This is a genomic window from Variovorax sp. WDL1, from assembly GCF_001541225.1.
Taxonomy (GTDB): domain Bacteria; phylum Pseudomonadota; class Gammaproteobacteria; order Burkholderiales; family Burkholderiaceae_C; genus Variovorax.
Genome location: NZ_LMTS01000249.1, coordinates 53,012 through 69,619 on the forward strand (window position 1 = coordinate 53,012; position 16,608 = coordinate 69,619).

A 16,608-nucleotide genomic window follows, 5' to 3' on the forward strand; every position below is an offset into this window, starting at 1 on the left:
CAGACATGCCACACGTTCCGGCGTACAACATCGGCTCCTTCACCCCACCACGAGGAGCTCTCATGGCAGCAGACAAGCGCGCAAGTGTTCACTGGGAAGGCGCCGGCAAGACCGGCAAGGGCCGGATCAGCACGGAGACGGGCGCACTCAAGGACTACCCCTACGGCTTCAAGAGCCGCTTCGAGGACGACCGCACGGGCACCAATCCTGAAGAGATCCTCGGTGCCGCGCATGCCGGCTGTCTCACGATGGCCCTTGCCTTCGCGCTGGAAGGCGCCGGCTTCACTGCGACGCGTATCGACACCAAGGCCGCAGTGCGCTTGGCGCAGGACGGGCCCGGCTTCAAGATCGACCGCATCCAGCTCGAGCTGGAAGCCGTGATCCCCGGCATCGACGACGCGAAGTTCCAGGAACTCGCCGCCGGCGCCAAGGCGGGCTGTCCGCTGTCGAAAGCGCTGGCGAGCGTGCCCGAGATCACGTTGAAAGCCACGCTCGCAAGCTGAGGCGCGCCCTGGGGCAGGCGCCCCAGCCAGCCGCCCTGGGTTGGTGCGTGCGCGTGCATGCCGGCAGGCACGAAAGCTGCAGGCATGCATGCGCATATCCACCACCGCTTCCTACATCATGAAGTTCTCCCGCCGCCTGGCCGCCCTCGGCCTTGCCACGTCCGCCCTGCTCGCCGCCGGCGCCGCGCAGGCGCAAAGCGCGCTCGACAACGTGCTGAAATCGAGGACCCTCAAGGTCGCCATTCCCACCGACTACCCGCCCTACGGCTTCGTCGGCCCCGACATGGCGCCCCAGGGCCTGGACGTGGAGATGGCGAAGCTCATCGCCGCCAAACTGGGCGTCAAGGCCGAGCTGGTGCCGGTCACCAGCGCCAACCGCATTCCCTACCTGCAGACGAAGAAGGCCGATCTCGTGATCTCCACGCTGGGCAAGAACGCCGAACGCGAGAAGGTCATCGACTTCAGCGCCGCCTATGCGCCCTTCTTCCAGGCTGTGTATGCGTCCAAGGGCCTCGCCATCAAGAGCTTTGCCGACATGGCCGGCAAGAGCGTGGCCGTGACGCGCGGCGCGATGGAAGACCAGGAGCTCGCCAAGGTGGCGCCGGCCAACGTCGACTACAAGCGCTTCGAGGACAACAACGCCACCATCGCCGCCTTCGTCGCCGGCCAGACGCAGACCATCGCGACCAGTGCCGCGGTGGCAGGCAACATGATGCAGAAGAACCCGCAGCTGGGCGCCGAGTACAAGCTGCTGCTGAAAGACAGCCCCTGCTTCGTCGGCATCGCCAAGGGCGAGGATGCGCTGAAGGCCAAGGTCAACGAGATCATCGCGGCCGCAAAGAAGGACGGCACGCTCGACGCGATGTCGAAGAAGTTCCTCGGCAAGGAAGCCGGCGACCTGCCGCTCTGACGCGGCATCGCCATGGGCATCGAGTTCGACTTCACGGCCGTGCTCGGCCAATGGCCGCTCCTGGCCAGGGGCGTCCTGTGGACGCTGGGCCTCACGCTCGTCGCGACGCTGATCGGCATGGCGGTCGGCATCGCCTGCGCCTGGGCGCGCGCGAGCGGACCGGCGTGGCTGCGGTGGATCGTGGGCAGCTACGTGGAGCTGATCCGCAACACGCCCTTCATCGTGCAGCTGTTCTTCATCTTCTTCGGCTTGCCGGCCGCGGGCTTCAAGCTTTCGCCCGAGGCGGCCTCGGTGATCGCGATGGTGATGAACCTCGGCGCCTATGCCACCGAGATCATCCGCGCAGGCATCGAGGCCACGCCGCGCGGCCAGATCGAGGCCGCCGTCAGCCTGGCGCTGAACAAGGTGCAGGTCTTCACGCGCGTGGTGCTGCCGCCCGCGATGAAGAAGGTCTGGCCCGCGATGGTGAGCCAGATCATCATCGTGATGCTGGGCTCGGCAGTGTGCAGCCAGATCTCGACCGAGGAGCTGAGCTACGCGGCCAACCTGATCCAGAGCCGCAACTTCCGCGCCTTCGAGGCCTTCATCATCGCGACGCTCATCTACCTGGCGCTCTCGGTTGCCGCACGGCGATTGCTCAACTGGGCGGGGCCGAAGTTCTTCTTCGGGAGGTAACTCATCGTGATCGAGTTCTCCCTCTGGGACATCGTGCGCAACCTGCTGCTGGCGCTGCGCTGGACGGTGGTGCTGTCGCTGATCGCCTTCGTCGGCGGCGGCGTGGTGGGCGGCCTGCTGCTGTTCCTGCGCCTGTCGGGCGGTCCGCTGGCCGACCGGCTGATCGGCCTCTACGTGCAGCTGTTCCAGGGCACGCCGCTGCTGATGCAGCTGTTCCTGGCCTACTTCGGCATCGCGCTCCTCGGCATCGAGGTCTCGGCCTGGACCGCGGCCTCGGTCGCGCTCACGCTCTACACCAGCGCCTTCCTCACCGAGATCTGGCGCGGCTGCGTGGCCGCCATTCCCAAGGGCCAATGGGAGGCCTCGGGCAGCCTGGCGCTGAGCTTCGGCGAGCAGATGCGCCACGTGATCCTGCCGCAGGCCAAGCGCCTCGCCATCGCACCCACCGTGGGCTTCCTGGTGCAGGTGATCAAGGGGACGGCGCTCGCCTCGGTGATCGGCTTCGTCGAGCTGACCAAGGCCGGCAGCATGATCTCGAACGCCACCTTCAAGCCCTTCGTGGTCTTCAGCTGCGTGGCCCTGCTCTATTTTGCGCTGTGCTTCCCCGTGAGCCTGTACGCCAAGACCCTCGAAAGGAAGATCCATGGCGCCCATCGCTGAAGCCCCACCCGCCGCTGCAACCAGGGGCGCCGCGCCCATCGTCCGCATCACCGCCCTGCGCAAGGCCTACGGCAGCAACGAAGTGCTGAAGGGCATCGACCTCGACGTCGGCCGGGGCGAGGTGATCGCCATCATCGGCAAGAGCGGCTCGGGCAAGAGCACGCTGCTTCGCTGCATCAACGGCCTCGAGGTGTTCCAGGAAGGTTCGCTCACCGTCGACGGCAAGCCGCTGCTGCACGAGAGCGCGATGGCCATGCGCGAGCTGCGCCAGCACGTGGGCATGATCTTCCAGAGCTTCAACCTGTTCCCGCACCTCACGGTGGGCCGCAACGTGATGCTGGCGCCGACGCTGGTCAAGAAGCGCAGCAGCCTGGAGGCCGCCTCGCAGGCGCGCAGGCTGCTCACCCGGGTGGGCCTGGAGCAGAAGTTCGACGCGATGCCCGACCAGCTCTCGGGCGGCCAGCAGCAGCGCGTGGCCATCGCGCGCGCCCTGGCCATGGAGCCTGCGGTGCTGCTGTGCGACGAGATCACCTCCGCGCTCGACCCCGAGCTGGTGGGCGAGGTGCTGCGCGTGGTCGAGTCGCTGGCCGACGAAGGGATGACGCTGCTGATGGTCACGCACGAGATGAGCTTTGCGCGCAAGGTCAGCGACCGCGTGATCTTCATGCACCAGGGCCGCGTGCACGAGATGGGGCCGCCGGCCGAGCTGTTCGGCAACCCGCAGACGCCCGAGCTGAAGCAGTTCCTTTCGTCCCTTCACGACTGAACCGACTGAACCATCGGGCTGTGGCAAGCTCCGAGCGGTATGCAGTACCGCCCTTCCCTGCCGCTGTCCCGTCGTCTGCTTCTGCGCGCGCTCATCGGGGCCGCCGCCGCGCCAGCGCCTTTCACGGCGCTGGCGGGCTTCAATTTCTTCACCAGCGAATACACCGCGAGCCGCGAAGAGCTGCAGGCGCAGATCGCCAGGCGCTTTCCGGTCCAGCAGCGCTACGCCGAGATCTTCACCGTCGCGTTGCGCGACCCGCAGCTGGGCCTGGACGCCGGGGCCAACCGCGCCGCGATCACGGCCGTGCTCAGCATCGCCAGCCCGCTGCTTCGGCCTTCCACTGTCGAGGGCGTGGTCTCGGTCAGCAGCGCGCTCAAGTACGACGCGCCGGCCCGCGCGCTGCGGCTCGACCAGCCGAAGGCCGAGCGGCTCGAGCTGCAGGGCGTGACCGGGCGTGATGCCGAGCGCCTGCAACAGATCGCCGCACTGGTCGCGCAGGAGCTGCTGCGCGACCAGCCCTTGCGCACCTTCACCGCGGAGGAACTGACCGTCGGACGCAAGACCTACGAGATCGGTGACATCACCGTGCAACAGGACGGCATCAAGGTCGAGCTCAAATGAATCGCTTCTCCTGCGTACCCTGGCTGCTCACCGCTTCGCTGCTCGGCGCCTGCTCGGCGTTGCCGCCCAGCCCCCGGCAGGCCTTCGACCTCCAGGCCCATCGCGGCGGCCGCGCGCTCGCGCCGGAAAACACGCTGGCCGCCTTCGACAACGCGCTGGACATGGGCGTCAGCACGCTCGAGCTCGACATCGGGCTCACGGCCGACGGCGTGGTAGTGGTCTCGCACGACACGGTGCTCAACCCCGACCATACGCGCGATGCGAACGGCGCCTTCCTTGCCGCCAAGGGCCCGGCGATCCGCACACTGAGGTTCTCGCAGCTGCAGGCCTACGATGTCGGCCGCATCGACCCCGCGACCCCCTACGGCAAGCAGTTCGCGCTGCAGGTGCCGCGCGACGGCGAACGCATCCCGTCGCTGGCCGCGCTCTTCGACCGGATGCGCGCGCGCAACGCCACGCAGGTTCGCTTCAACATCGAGACCAAGCTCGACCCGGCACGCCCCGACGAAACTGCGGCACCGGATGAGATGGTGCGCGCGCTGCTGGCCGAAATCGACAAGGCAGGCATGGGCTCGCGCGTGACCGTGCAGAGCTTCGACTGGCGCACGCTGGCGCTGGTCGGCCAGTGGGCGCCCCACCTGCAGCGCGCCTACCTCACGAGCGGGCGCACGCTCAGGGACCCGCGCTGGACCTCGGGCCTGCGGCTGGAGGACTTCGGCTCGGCCCCGCGCCTGGTGAAAGCCGCGGTCGGCAACAGCCCGGGCAAGGTGATCTGGTCGCCGGCCTTCAACGACCTCACGGCAGCGCAGGTCCGGGAGGGGCAGGCGCTGGGCTTCCAGGTCGTGCCCTGGACAGTGAACCAGCGGGCCGACATGGCGAGGCTGATGGACTGGCGGGTGGACGGCATCATCACGGACGACCCTGCACTGCTGCGCGACCTGATGCGCGAGCGCGGGCTGGCGCTGCCGCCGTCCTCCAGACCCTGAGCGCCCTGGCCCGGCTCCGCTAAACGTGGCGGGTGGGCCGGGTCCCGGGCACCTCGCCCGCGGGCTGCGCATCTGCGCGCGCGTGCAGCGCCTCGATGATGTGGCATTGCGCATCGCTGCCGTCGCAGCAGTCGCGCAGCGCGATCAGGTCCTTCTCGAGCGAACGCAGCTCCCTCAGCCGCTCTCGCACATGGCCCAGGTGCGCATCGAGCGCGACGCTCGCCGCGGCGCAGTCGGCCTTGCTGCGCAGATCCAGCCCGAGCAGCGCGCGCACCTCGTCCAGCGACATGTCCATCGCGCGGCACAGGCGGATGAAGCGCAGCCGGTGCACGTCGGCATCGGTGTACAGCCGGTAGCTGTTGTCGCCGCGTGCCTGCGGCTGGACCAGGCCTTCCTTCTCGTAGTAGCGGATGTTGGTAGCGCTCAGGCCGCTCCTGGCGGCGGCTTCGCCAATGCGGTAACCCTGTTCGGCGGGCGGGATTGCAACAGGCATGGCTTGACCTTCCAGTGACTTCAACCTTTCCAATCGTGCCATCCCTGGAGAAACCATGTCTGCGAACTGCTGCGAACACGATCACGACCATGAACACCTTTCGGCCTCCGACACGCCGCGCTATCGGCGCGTGCTCTGGGTGGCGCTGGCGCTCAACGCGCTCATGTTCGTGGTCGAGATCGGCGCCGGCTTCCGTTCGGGGTCGGTGTCACTCCTGGCGGACGCGATCGACTTCTTCGGGGATGCCGCCAACTACGGCGTCACCCTGGCGGTGCTCTCGATGGGCCTTGCCTGGCGCGCCCGCGCCGCCGTGCTCAAGGGGCTCAGCATGCTGGGCTTCGGCTTCTTCGTGGCCGGCAAGACCTTCTGGTCGGCAACGCAGGGCCTGCCGCCCGAGGCGCTGACCATGGGGCTGATAGGCGCGCTGGCCCTGGGCGTGAACGTGGCTGTCGCACTGCTGCTCTATGCCTTCCGCGAGGGCGATGCCAACATGCGCAGCGTGTGGCTGTGCTCGCGCAACGATGCCATCGGCAACGTGGCGGTGATGCTTGCGGCGCTCGGCGTCTTCGGCACCGGCTCGGCCTGGCCCGACCTGGCGGTCGCGGCAGTGATGGCGGCGCTGGCCCTCAGTGGCGGCTGGTCGGTGCTGCGGCAGGCGCGCGGCGAGTTGGGCCGCGCCGATGCCGCGCAAGCGAGGCGCGCCTGAGCCGCACGACGGCCGCGAAGGCGAAAGTCGAAGGCAATCCCTGAGCCGCTTCGGCCGGCGGTTCCATAATCGTCGGCGATGCCCCAGCCGCCTTCCTTCTCCTCCTCTTCTTCCACGACGCCGAACGCGGGCGCCATCACCGACGTCGCAGGCATCGAGGTCGGCCATTTCAGCGATCCACGTCGCCCCACCGGCTGCACCGTGATCCTGGCGCGCGAAGGCGCAGTCGCCGGCGTGGACGTGCGCGGCGCCGCGCCCGGCACGCGCGAGACCGACCTGCTCGCGCCGGGCAATCTCGTGCAGCAGGTGCATGCCGTGATGCTCGCAGGCGGCAGCGCCTGGGGCCTGGCCGCGGCCGAGGGCGCGATGCGCTGGCTGGAGGAGCGCGGCATCGGCCTCGACGTGCGCTTCGGCACCCTGCCGATCGTGCCCGCCGCCGTGCTGTTCGACCTGCCTGTCGGCGATCCGCGCATCCGCCCCGATGCGGCTGCGGGGTATGCGGCCTGCGAAGCCGCATCCACCAACGCGCCGGCCGAGGGCAATGTCGGCGCCGGCAGCGGCGCGCTGGTGGGCAAGCTCTTCGGTCTGCACCGCGCGATGAAGGGCGGCGTCGGCACTGCCTCGGTCACCGTCAACGGCGTGACCGTCGGCGCACTGATCGCCTGCAACGCACTCGGCGACGTGCTGGACGACACGGCGCAGGTGGTGGCCGGCGCGCGCACCGAGGACGGGCGCGCACTGCTCGACACCCGGCGCGCCCTGCTGAGCGGCGAGCTGCCCAAGCCCCTGCTGGCCGGCACCAACACGACGCTGGGCGTGGTGGCGACCGATGCCGTTCTGACCAAGGTGCAGGCCAGCCGCCTGGCGTCCGTGGCCCACGATGGTCTCGCGCGCGCCATCAATCCGGTGCACACCATGAGCGACGGCGACACCCTGTTCGCGCTGGCGACAGGGAGGGTGCCGCTCGAGGGCGACGCACCGGGGATGACGGTGCTGGGCACGATGGCGGCCGAAGCCGTGGCACGGGCGACGCTGCGGGCGGTGCTGGCGGCACGCACGGTGCGCATCGGCGACAGCTGCTTTCCCAGCGCCACGGAATGGCCCTGACGGGGCGAAGGCTCACCAACCTCGCACGCGCTTTGTAACCAAGCTCGCACCAAAGGCCAATCAAAATGCGCTGCCCCCCCGACCGGGCGCGTCCAAGCCCCTACCCGCCTGCTGCATGCCCCGAACCATCCGCCTCGTCCTCCTGTCCATCCGTGACCTGATCGCCTCCGCCGGGCCGGTGGTGTTCCTCGTGATCGGGCTCCTGATCGCCGCCTACTGGTGGCTGGATCCACAACCGCCCAAACGCGTGACGCTCGCCACCGGCCCCTCGGGCAGCGCCTATGCCGAATTCGGCAAGCGCTACGCAGCGGCGCTCAAGGCCAACGGCATCGAGGTCGAGTTGAAACCCACCGACGGCTCGCAGGACAACCTGCAGCTGCTGCGCAGCGGTGGCGCCGACGTGGGCTTCGTGCGCGGAGGCAGCGCCGATCCGGTGGCGGACGAGGCAGCGGGGCTGACTTCGCTGGGCAGCCTGTTCTACGAACCGCTGTGGTTCTTCTACCGCGCCGACGCCGCGCAGGCGATCGACCGCAAGAGCGGGCGGCTGACATCGCTCACCCAGTTCAAGGACCTGCGCGTCAACGTCGACAAGCCCGGCAGCGGCGTGCCCGAGGTCATGGAACGGATGTTCCGTGCCAACCATCTGGACCCGCAGGCGCTGCAGCTGTCCCATCTCGAACAGACGCCCGCCACCGAGGCATTGCAGGCCGGGCTGCTCGACGTGATCGTGCTGGCCTCGGCGCCGCAATCGCCACTGGTGCAGCGGCTGCTGCGCGCGCCGGACATCCGGCTCATGGACTTCGACCAGAGCGACGCCTATTCGCGACGCTTCGCCTTCCTGCAGCCGGTCACGCTGCCGCGCGGCGTGGTCGACCTGGCGACCGACCTGCCGCCGCAGGACGAGCCGCTGGTCGCGGCCACCACCTCGCTGCTGGCGCGCGAGCAGACGCATCCCGCCCTGCGCCAACTCTTTGCGCAAGCGGCGCAGACCCTGCACAGCGACGCCGGCTGGTTCAACGGCGCGCGCGACTTCCCCAACACCCGCACCAGCGAGTTGCCGGTGAGCCCCGAGGGGGACCGCGCCATCAACGGCACACCGCCCTTCTGGCAGCGCTACCTGCCCTTCTGGGCCAGCAACCTGGTGGAGCGCATGTGGCTGGTGCTGGGCGGCCTGCTGGTGCTGATGCTGCCGCTCAGCCGCGTGGTGCCGCCGCTGTACCAGTTCCGCGTGCGGCGGCGCGTGTTCCGCTGGTATGCGCGGCTGCGCGAGGTCGAGAACAAGCTGGAAGCCGGCAAGGGCGATCGCGAGGCGCTCATCGAGGAGCTGGACAACCTCGACCGCGTGGTCAACAAGGTGGCGGTGCCGCTCTCGTACGCGGAAGAGCTCTACGCGCTGCGCAACAACATCTACGCGGTGCGCAAGCGGGTGTTGGCCAGAATGCCGCGGTCAGCTGGCTAGATGGAATCGGTGCGCGGCCGGCGTAGCGGATCGGGCACGCGGTTCATCCGGGCATACGCGCGCCGGCGGCGATAGGCGAGCACCGAGACCACACCGCGGCCGGCGAGATTGATGAGCGACACGGCCACGAGAAATCCATCTGCGACAACCACCGCGCTGTACAGCACTGCGGTGAGGTGCGACACGCTCCAGGATCCCCAGGTCATCAGCGAGATCGACCGTGCCCCGTCGTTGCAGCGCCAGACCACGAGGATCTGCGGCACATAGGTCAGCACGCGGCAGGCATTCGTCACCAGGTATGCCCAGCCGATGGCGGCCAGCCACAAGTCCGGTTGCGCGCTCGACATCAGGGCCTGGCTCATCTCACTCCGCCTCTTCGCAAAAGGGATGAAAAGCCAGGGCATCGCGATCGCAGTAGCGGGCGACATAAGCCTGCGCGGCCTCGGGCGCGAAAGCCTCGTTTTCGGTCCAGGACTGCGCCAGGCGATCGAAAGCCTCGTAAAGCGGTCGCGCGCTCGCGGGCTCAGCGCTCCAGCCGCAGCAGCTTGCCGTTGCTGCTGTCCGTCAGCAGGTAAAGCCAGCCGTCAGGCCCCTGCCGCACATCGCGGATGCGCTCCCCGCGCTCGGCCAGCAGGCGTTCGCGCGCCGTCACCGTGTTGCCGCTGAGCGTGAGCCGCCACAGCGCGGTCCCTGACAGTGCGCCGACGAACAGGCTGCCCTTCCAGTCGGGCAGCGCATCGCCGGTGTAGAAGGCCATGCCGCTGGGCGCGATCGAGGACTTCTGCGTGCCCGCCGTCCAGGCCGAGCCGTCGGACTTCTCCCAAAAGGTGAGCGGTTGTTCCATGCCGGCCTTGGCGGTGCCCTCGCCGACCTGCGTGAGGGTGCCGTACTCCTGGCCGTAGCTGATGATCGGCCAGCCGTAGTTCCTGCCAGGCAGCGCAAGGTTGACCTCGTCGCCGCCCTGCGGGCCATGCTCGCTCACCCAAAGGTCGCCTGTGGCGGGGTGCAGCGCCGCGCCCTGCACGTTGCGATGGCCGTAGCTCCAGATCTGCGGCTGCGCGCCGGCCACGCCTAAATCCGGATTGCCCGGCGCCGGCGCGCCGTCGGTGGTGATGCGCATCACCTTGCCGTGGCCACGCGTGAGGTCCTGGGCAAAGCCGCGCTGGTCGGTGCTGGAGCGCTCGCCCAGGGTCACGAACAAGTGGCCGCTGCGATCGAAGACCAGGCGCGAGCCGAAGTGCGCGCTGCTCTGCGCCTTGGGTTGCTGCCTGAAGATCACGAGCACATTGGCCAGGCTGCGGTTGGCTACGTCGAGCTCGGCGCGCGCGACCGCCGTGCCGTTGAAGCTGGCGTCGGCGCCGTCCCGTTCCGCATAGCTGAAGTAGATGCGGCGATTGCTGGCGAAGGCCGGGTCCACCGCGACGTCGAGCAGGCCGCCCTGCCCCACCGCCTCGACCGCGGGGACGCCGCTGACCTGGTCGGCGCCGCCGTTGACCGGCGTGCCGTCGGGATTGCGCAGGCGCAACTGGCCGCCGCGCTGCGTCACCAGCAGCCTGCCGTCGGGCAGGAAGGCGAGGCCCCAGGGATTGGCGAGCCCGCTCGCCAGTTCGACCACCTTGACGTTCATCGGCGCGGGCGCCGGTGCAGGTGCAGGTGCCGGGTCCGGTGGAGGTGCGGGAGCCGGCGCCGGTGCGGGCGTGCCCGACCCAGAGACGCCGAAGGCATTGATCGCGACGCTGCCGCCGCCCCCACCACCGCCGCCGCAAGCCGCGAGAAAAAGCGCAGCCCCCGCCGTCCACCGCCATGCCGCTGCCATGTCCGCTCCTTCAGGCGCTCCGCGCACCGGATTGGGAGTGGACGCCGGATTGCAGGCCGCCGGTGTCAGCGCACGCCGTTTCTTACTTCAGCGCCTTGAAGCGCATCCGATGCGGCTTGGCACCCTCTTCGCCCAGGCGCTTCTTCTTGTCGGCCTCGTACTCCTGGTAGTTGCCGTTGAAGAAGGTCCATTGGCTGTCGCCCTCGGCCGCGAGGATGTGGGTCGCAATGCGGTCGAGGAACCAGCGGTCGTGGCTGATCACGAGCACCGAGCCGGCGAACTCGAGCAACGCGTCTTCCAGTGCGCGCAGCGTCTCGACGTCCAGGTCATTCGAGGGTTCGTCCAGCATCAGCACGTTGCCGCCGGCGATCAGGGTCTTGGCCAGGTGCAGCCGGCCGCGCTCGCCGCCGGAGAGCGTGCCGACCTTCTTCTGCTGGTCCGCACCGTTGAAGTTGAAGCGGCCCGCATACGCGCGGCTCGCCATCTGGAACTTGCCGACGTTGATGATGTCGAGGCCGTTCGAGATGTCTTCCCACACCGTCTTCTCGTTGCCGAGCGCATCACGGGACTGGTCGACGAAAGCCATCTTGACCGTCTGGCCAACCACCACCTCGCCGCTGTCCGGCTTCTCCTTGCCCGCGATCAGCTTGAAGAGCGTGGACTTGCCGGCGCCGTTCGGGCCGATGATGCCGACGATGGCGCCGGCCGGGATCTCGAAGCTCAGGTTGTCGATCAGCAAGCGGTCGCCGAAGGACTTGCTGACGTTCTTGAACTCGATCACCTGGTTGCCCAGGCGTTCCGCCACGGGGATGAAGATCTCCTGCGTCTCGTTGCGCCTCTGGTATTCGTAGTCGGACAGCTCCTCGAACCGGGCCAGGCGCGACTTGCTCTTGGCCTGGCGCGCCTTGGGGTTCTGGCGCGACCATTCGAGTTCCTTCTTCAGCGCCTTGGCGTGGGCTTCCTCGCTCTTCTGCTCCTGCGCCAGGCGTTCGCCCTTCTGCTCGAGCCAGGTGCTGTAGTTGCCCTTCCATGGGATGCCGCGGCCGCGGTCGAGTTCGAGAATCCACTCGGCCGCGTTGTCGAGGAAGTAGCGATCGTGGGTAATGGCCACCACGGTGCCCGGAAAGCGCTGCAGGAACACTTCGAGCCACTCGACCGACTCGGCGTCCAGGTGGTTGGTGGGTTCGTCGAGCAGCAGCATGTCGGGCTTGGACAGCAGCAGCCGGCACAGCGCCACGCGGCGCTTCTCGCCGCCAGAGAGCACGCCGATGTTGGCTTCCCACGGCGGCAGGCGCAGCGCGTCGGCGGCGATCTCGAGCTGGTGCTCGGAGTCGGTGCCGGCGGTCGCGATGATGGCTTCGAGCTCAGCCTGCTCGGCCGCCAGCGCGTCGAAGTCGGCATCTTCCGCGCCGTAGGCCACGTACACCTCCTCGAGGCGCGCCTTGGCCGCGTAGACCGCGCCCATCGCTTCCTCGACCGACTCGCGCACCGTGTGCGCCGGGTTGAGCTTGGGCTCCTGCTCGAGGTAGCCGATCGTGAGGCCGGGCATCGGCAAGGCCTCGCCTTCGAACTCCTTGTCGATGCCGGCCATGATCTTCAGCAGGGAGGACTTGCCCGAGCCATTCAGGCCCAGCACGCCGATCTTGGCGCCGGGAAAAAAGGAGAGCGAGATGTCCTTCAAGATCTGCCGCTTGGGCGGCACGGTCTTGCTGACCTTGTTCATGGTGTAGACGTACTGGGCCATGGCTATCTTTGCTTGGGTGAAATCAGTTTGAGCTTGGGAAAATAGGTCTTGTAGCGCGCTCTATCGCGCGACACGAGGGTGCATCCCAGCAGCTGGGCATGCGCCCCGATATAGAAGTCCGGCAGCAGCGAGGGGCGCGTGCCGCCAGCCTTGCGGTACTTGTGGAAGGCCAACGCCGCACCTCGCGCCGCCGCATAGGGAAAATCCAGGCGTTCGTACAGCCGTGGCGGCAGCGCTGCGTCGGCATCGCGATCCGTATTGAAGTAGGCCGAAACCTCGGCGTAGATCAGCGGATTGATGGCAAGCTTACCGCGACTCAGGCAATCGGTGAGGGCCGCGGCCGACCAATCCATCCATTTGGGGTCCTCATGGATGACGTCGATCAGCACGCTGCTGTCGATCAGGAAGGTTTCGGCCGCTTCAACGCTCGCCACGCGTCATCTCCAGCCATTGGTCGGCGGACAGGTCGAGCTTCGAGGTCGCGCTACCGCGCAGCAGCGCGATGGCCTCTTCCGCCGGCGTGGTCCTGCGCTTGACGGGTTTGACCACGATCTGCTTGTTGCGGTACTCGAACTCGACCTCGTCGTAGGGCTTGAGGCCCGCGAGCTCGCGGATGTTCTGCGGGATGGTCACCTGACCTTTGGATGTGAGTCGCATGTTGCCGTTTGGTAATACCAACGAGGTAAGAGTTTAGCGCACGGAAAGGATCAGGTTGCCTTGCCCTGCTGGCCGCCGGCTGCGGTGCGCTGCTATTCTTCGGCCAGCCGAGCGCGCCGGATCGCTGCGTGCGCCTGAACTCTCCTCCTCACCCCATGTGCGCAACGCCCACCCACGACACTTTCGAGCAGGCCAGGCAGCTTTTTCTCGAGGGCCTGAAGGACTTCGAGGAAGGCCGCTTCGACGCCGCCGAGCAGCGCTTCCTGTCCTCTCTGGGCTTGCTTCCGGGCCGCGTCTCCACCTTGGTCAATCTTGCCGCGACGCAGCTGAAGCTCTTGCGCCCGCAGGATGCGCTGGCAACCGCGCAGCAGGTGCTGGCGCTCGAGGCCGGCAATGCGGATGCCTGGTTCCACAAGGCAAGCGCCCTCGGGCAGTTGAATCGCCACCAGGAGGCCCTGCTCGGCTACGAGAAGTCGCTGGCGCTCGCGCCGCCGGGCGCCGCGGAACCGTGGTTGCGCCACGGCCAGACCCTGCAGGCGCTGGACCAGCCCGCGCGCGCCCTCGTCTCCTACGAGCGCGCGCTGGCCGCCGATCCCGGCCTGGCGCAAGCCTGGAGCAACCGCGGAGGCATCCTGCGCGAGATGAAGCGCAACGAGGAAGCCGCCGAGGCCTTCAGGCAGGCGTTGGCGCACGGTGCCGATCCCGAGCTGCACCGCTATTACCTGGCCTCCGTCTCGGCGCAGCCCGTTCCGCCTTCGGCGCCGGGCCACTATGTGGAGACGCTCTTCGACGACTATGCCGAGCAGTTCGATGCGCACCTTGTGGGCGTGCTGGGCTACCGTGCCCACAGCACGCTGGCCCGACATCTCGCGGCGCTGGGCCGTGGGCCTTTCCGCTCCACGCTGGACCTCGGCTGCGGCACCGGCCTCTGCGCACCCTTTCTCAAGCCCATGACGGATAGGCTCGTGGGCGTCGACCTGTCGAGCCTGATGCTGGAGAAGGCGCAGGCCCTGGGGCTCTACGACCGGCTCGTGCACGCGGAGATCGTGGACCATCTGCAAGGCACGGACGAGCGCTACGACCTGGTCACCGCGGCCGATGTCTTCATCTACGTCGGCGACCTCGAACCGGTCTTCGCGGCGCTCGGCCGGGCCATGGAGACCCATGGGCTCTTCTGCTTCTCGGCCGAGTGCACCGCCAGCGAAGCAGCCGACTTCGAGCTGCTACCGAGCCTGCGCTATGCGCAATCCGAACGCTACCTGCGGGCCCTGGCCGCGCGGCACGGCTTCGATCTGCTGCAGCTGGTTCATGCCCCGATCCGCGAAGACCAGCGCGAGCCCATCGCGGGCATGTACGTCTACCTGGCACGCCGATGAACCCGGGGTTTCGGGAGGTCGATCCGAGTCGTGCGACAATGCGCAGCGTTGCCGGGTCCAGTTGCCCGCAACACCGGCTCTCTGCCGAGGACGAAGAAGGCCCAGAATCCAGGCCCCTCTCGCTCCACTCCTGACCCTCATCTGCCCCTACTGGCCCGACGTCATCAAGACGCCCGGGTGGGCCGATACCACTGCGCCGTGGAAGGCGCTTGTTTGAACTCAATGAACTTTGACGAACTGAAGCTGGCCCCGGCCATCTTGAAAGCCGTGCACGAGCAGGGCTACGAAACCCCCACTCCGATCCAGGCCCAGGCGATTCCCGCCGTGCTCGACGGCCATGACCTCCTCGGCGGCGCCCAGACCGGCACCGGCAAGACCGCCGCCTTCACGCTGCCGCTGCTGCACAAGCTCACGATGAGCCGCAGCGCGACCAACAAGTTCGGCGGCACCGGCGTGCGCGCCCTCGTGCTGACCCCCACCCGCGAACTCGCAGCCCAGGTCGAGGAATCGGTGCGCACCTACGGCAAGTACCTGCAGCTGAGCTCCACCGTGATCTTCGGCGGCGTAGGCATGAATCCGCAGATCAGCAGGCTCAAGAGCGGCGTCGACATCCTGGTGGCGACCCCCGGCCGCCTGCTCGACCTGCAGCAGCAGGGCATGCTCGACCTCTCCACCGTGCAGATCCTGGTGCTCGACGAGGCCGACCGCATGCTGGACATGGGCTTCATCCACGACGTGAAGAAGATCCTCGCCCTGGTGCCCACCGAAAAGCAGAGCCTGCTGTTCTCCGCCACCTTCAGCGACGAGATCCGCGACCTGGCCGCCACGCTGCTGAAGAACCCGCAGAGCATCCAGGTCACGCCGCGCAACACCACCGTGCAGCGCATCTCGCAGGTGATCCATCCGGTGGGCCGCGGCAAGAAGAAGGCCCTGCTCGCCCACATCATCAACGAGCACGACTGGAGCCAGGTGCTCGTCTTCACCCGCACCAAGTTCGGCGCGAACAGCGTGGCCGAGTTCCTCTCCAAGAACGGCATCCAGGCCATGGCGCTGCATGGCAACAAGAGCCAGAGCGCGCGCACCCAGGCGCTCGCGGGCTTCAAGAGCGGCGAGATCCGCGCGCTGGTGGCGACCGACATCGCGGCCCGCGGCATCGACATCGACGAGCTGCCGCACGTGGTGAACTACGAAATCCCGAACATCAGCGAAGACTACGTGCACCGCATCGGCCGCACCGGCCGCGCGGGTGCCAGCGGCGAGGCGGTGAGCCTGGTCTGCCTGGACGAGGAAGGCTTCATGCAGGAGATCGAGCGCTTCACCAAGCAGCAGATCCCGGTCAAGGTCATCGAGGGCTTCGGCCCCGAGGAAGGCGAGCGCGCCGAGCCCATCGCCATGGGCCGCCAGACCCTGTGGGGCGGCGCCGGCCGCCCGCCGAGCCGCGAGGTGATGCAGGCGGCGGCCAAGGCCGCGCGCCAGGAGATGATGCAGCGCATCCGCGACAACAAGACGGGCCAGGGCGAACGCGGCAATGGCGGCAATGGCGGCAACGGCGGCGGACAGCGCCGCGGCAACGGCGGCCAGGGTGCCCCGGCCGGCCGCAACGGCGGCGGGCAGGGCCAAGGCCAGGGTCCGCGCTCTCAGGCTGGCCGCGGCGGCCAGGGCCCCGCACGCGCGCCGCACCACGCGCCGCATCATGCCCCTCACCACGCGCAGAACCACCTGCCGCATGAGGAACGCCAGCCGCGTCACCACGGCAACACCCACAGCCCCACGCAGGCCGATGCGGTGGCTCACCAGCGGGCCGAGGCGGTTGCCGGCGTGGCAGGCCAGCCCGATCCCTTGCGCACGAGTGTCGACAGCTTCGGCGGTCGCGGACGCCGTGGCGGCGGTGGCGGTGGTGGCGGTGGTGGCGGTGGTGGCCGTGGCCGCCCCGGCGGCGGCGGGCGCTCCGGCGGTGGTGGCGGATATGGCGGCGGCCGCTCATTCGGCCGTTGAGCCCACGACCCGCATTCCATACCAGGGGCGCTACGGCGCCCCTTTTTCATTGCCGGGTCGCAAAGCCGCCGGCATACGCCATGCGCTGGCGTTCCTAGTGGGCCGTAACAGTCGATTCGGGAGCGAAGGCCGCG

18 protein-coding genes are annotated in these 16,608 nt (G+C 68.4%); 12 read left to right on the forward strand and 6 right to left on the reverse strand.

Annotated features, from left to right (window positions below; translation table 11 throughout):
* The first annotated feature begins 62 nt into the window (after positions 1–62).
* The 7 genes from APY03_RS31525 (at position 63) to APY03_RS31555 (ending at position 5,121) form a co-directional block, all read left to right on the forward strand.
* Entirely contained in the window at positions 63–503 is a 441-nt protein-coding gene (locus APY03_RS31525; RefSeq protein WP_068683366.1) for an OsmC family protein, read from the forward strand.
* A gap of 118 nt (positions 504–621) precedes the next feature.
* Positions 622–1,413, forward strand: a complete 792-nt coding sequence (locus APY03_RS31530) for a transporter substrate-binding domain-containing protein (protein WP_068683424.1) — start codon at positions 622–624, stop codon at positions 1,411–1,413.
* A 12-nt stretch (positions 1,414–1,425) separates the two neighbouring features.
* Positions 1,426–2,088 carry an amino acid ABC transporter permease gene (locus APY03_RS31535; RefSeq protein WP_068683368.1) on the forward strand — a complete coding sequence of 221 codons (663 nt, stop codon included), beginning with the start codon at positions 1,426–1,428 and terminating at the stop codon, positions 2,086–2,088.
* Positions 2,089–2,094: 6 nt separating this feature from the next.
* A complete protein-coding gene (locus APY03_RS31540) occupies positions 2,095–2,748 on the forward strand; it encodes an amino acid ABC transporter permease (protein ID WP_068683370.1) in 654 nt (217 codons plus the stop codon).
* Positions 2,732–3,514 carry an amino acid ABC transporter ATP-binding protein gene (locus APY03_RS31545; protein ID WP_068683372.1) on the forward strand — a complete coding sequence of 261 codons (783 nt, stop codon included), beginning with the start codon at positions 2,732–2,734 and terminating at the stop codon, positions 3,512–3,514. Before APY03_RS31540 ends, APY03_RS31545 begins: the two co-directional genes overlap by 17 nt.
* A gap of 39 nt (positions 3,515–3,553) precedes the next feature.
* Entirely contained in the window at positions 3,554–4,135 is a 582-nt protein-coding gene (locus APY03_RS31550) for a DUF1439 domain-containing protein (RefSeq protein ID WP_068683374.1), read from the forward strand.
* Complete coding sequence (locus APY03_RS31555) at positions 4,132–5,121, forward strand: glycerophosphodiester phosphodiesterase (RefSeq protein ID WP_068683375.1); 990 nt, start codon at positions 4,132–4,134, stop codon at positions 5,119–5,121. Before APY03_RS31550 ends, APY03_RS31555 begins: the two co-directional genes overlap by 4 nt.
* A 19-nt stretch (positions 5,122–5,140) precedes the next feature.
* Here the strand turns inward: APY03_RS31555 and APY03_RS31560 are convergent, their stop codons facing one another.
* Positions 5,141–5,614 (reverse strand): Cd(II)/Pb(II)-responsive transcriptional regulator, encoded by a 474-nt coding sequence (locus APY03_RS31560; protein WP_068683377.1) that lies wholly within the window; start codon positions 5,612–5,614, stop codon positions 5,141–5,143.
* A gap of 55 nt (positions 5,615–5,669) precedes the next feature.
* Between APY03_RS31560 and APY03_RS31565 the strand changes: the two genes are divergently transcribed.
* The 3 genes from APY03_RS31565 (at position 5,670) to APY03_RS31575 (ending at position 8,886) form a co-directional block, all read left to right on the forward strand.
* A complete protein-coding gene (locus APY03_RS31565) occupies positions 5,670–6,320 on the forward strand; it encodes a cation transporter (protein WP_068683379.1) in 651 nt (216 codons plus the stop codon).
* A 78-nt stretch (positions 6,321–6,398) separates the two neighbouring features.
* Positions 6,399–7,427, forward strand: coding sequence for a P1 family peptidase (locus tag APY03_RS31570; protein WP_068683381.1), 1,029 nt, complete (start codon positions 6,399–6,401; stop codon positions 7,425–7,427).
* 115 nt (positions 7,428–7,542) lie between these two features.
* On the forward strand, positions 7,543–8,886 hold the full coding sequence (locus tag APY03_RS31575) for a TAXI family TRAP transporter solute-binding subunit (RefSeq protein ID WP_068683383.1): 1,344 nt from the start codon (positions 7,543–7,545) through the stop codon (positions 8,884–8,886).
* Here APY03_RS31575 and APY03_RS31580 read toward each other — a convergent pair.
* The 5 genes from APY03_RS31580 to APY03_RS31600 all read right to left on the reverse strand — a co-directional run bounded on the left by APY03_RS31580 (position 8,883) and on the right by APY03_RS31600 (position 13,103).
* A complete protein-coding gene (locus APY03_RS31580) occupies positions 8,883–9,248 on the reverse strand; it encodes a hypothetical protein (RefSeq protein WP_146039707.1) in 366 nt (121 codons plus the stop codon). The genes APY03_RS31575 and APY03_RS31580 overlap by 4 nt on opposite strands.
* 161 nt (positions 9,249–9,409) lie before the next feature.
* Positions 9,410–10,702, reverse strand: coding sequence for a PQQ-dependent sugar dehydrogenase (locus tag APY03_RS31585; RefSeq protein ID WP_083944684.1), 1,293 nt, complete (start codon positions 10,700–10,702; stop codon positions 9,410–9,412).
* A gap of 82 nt (positions 10,703–10,784) precedes the next feature.
* Positions 10,785–12,446 carry an energy-dependent translational throttle protein EttA gene (ettA, locus tag APY03_RS31590; RefSeq protein WP_068683389.1) on the reverse strand — a complete coding sequence of 554 codons (1,662 nt, stop codon included), beginning with the start codon at positions 12,444–12,446 and terminating at the stop codon, positions 10,785–10,787.
* A gap of 2 nt (positions 12,447–12,448) precedes the next feature.
* The gene (locus APY03_RS31595) at positions 12,449–12,880 is read right to left on the reverse strand and encodes a type II toxin-antitoxin system VapC family toxin (protein ID WP_068683391.1); all 432 of its coding nucleotides are present in this window, start codon (positions 12,878–12,880) and stop codon (positions 12,449–12,451) included.
* Positions 12,867–13,103 carry an AbrB/MazE/SpoVT family DNA-binding domain-containing protein gene (locus APY03_RS31600; RefSeq protein WP_068683393.1) on the reverse strand — a complete coding sequence of 79 codons (237 nt, stop codon included), beginning with the start codon at positions 13,101–13,103 and terminating at the stop codon, positions 12,867–12,869. Before APY03_RS31600 ends, APY03_RS31595 begins: the two co-directional genes overlap by 14 nt.
* 155 nt (positions 13,104–13,258) lie before the next feature.
* Between APY03_RS31600 and APY03_RS31605 the strand changes: the two genes are divergently transcribed.
* Positions 13,259–14,479 carry a methyltransferase domain-containing protein gene (locus tag APY03_RS31605; protein ID WP_068683395.1) on the forward strand — a complete coding sequence of 407 codons (1,221 nt, stop codon included), beginning with the start codon at positions 13,259–13,261 and terminating at the stop codon, positions 14,477–14,479.
* A 222-nt stretch (positions 14,480–14,701) separates the two neighbouring features.
* Positions 14,702–16,474, forward strand: coding sequence for a DEAD/DEAH box helicase (locus APY03_RS31610; protein WP_068683397.1), 1,773 nt, complete (start codon positions 14,702–14,704; stop codon positions 16,472–16,474).
* Positions 16,475–16,608: the final 134 nt, after the last annotated feature.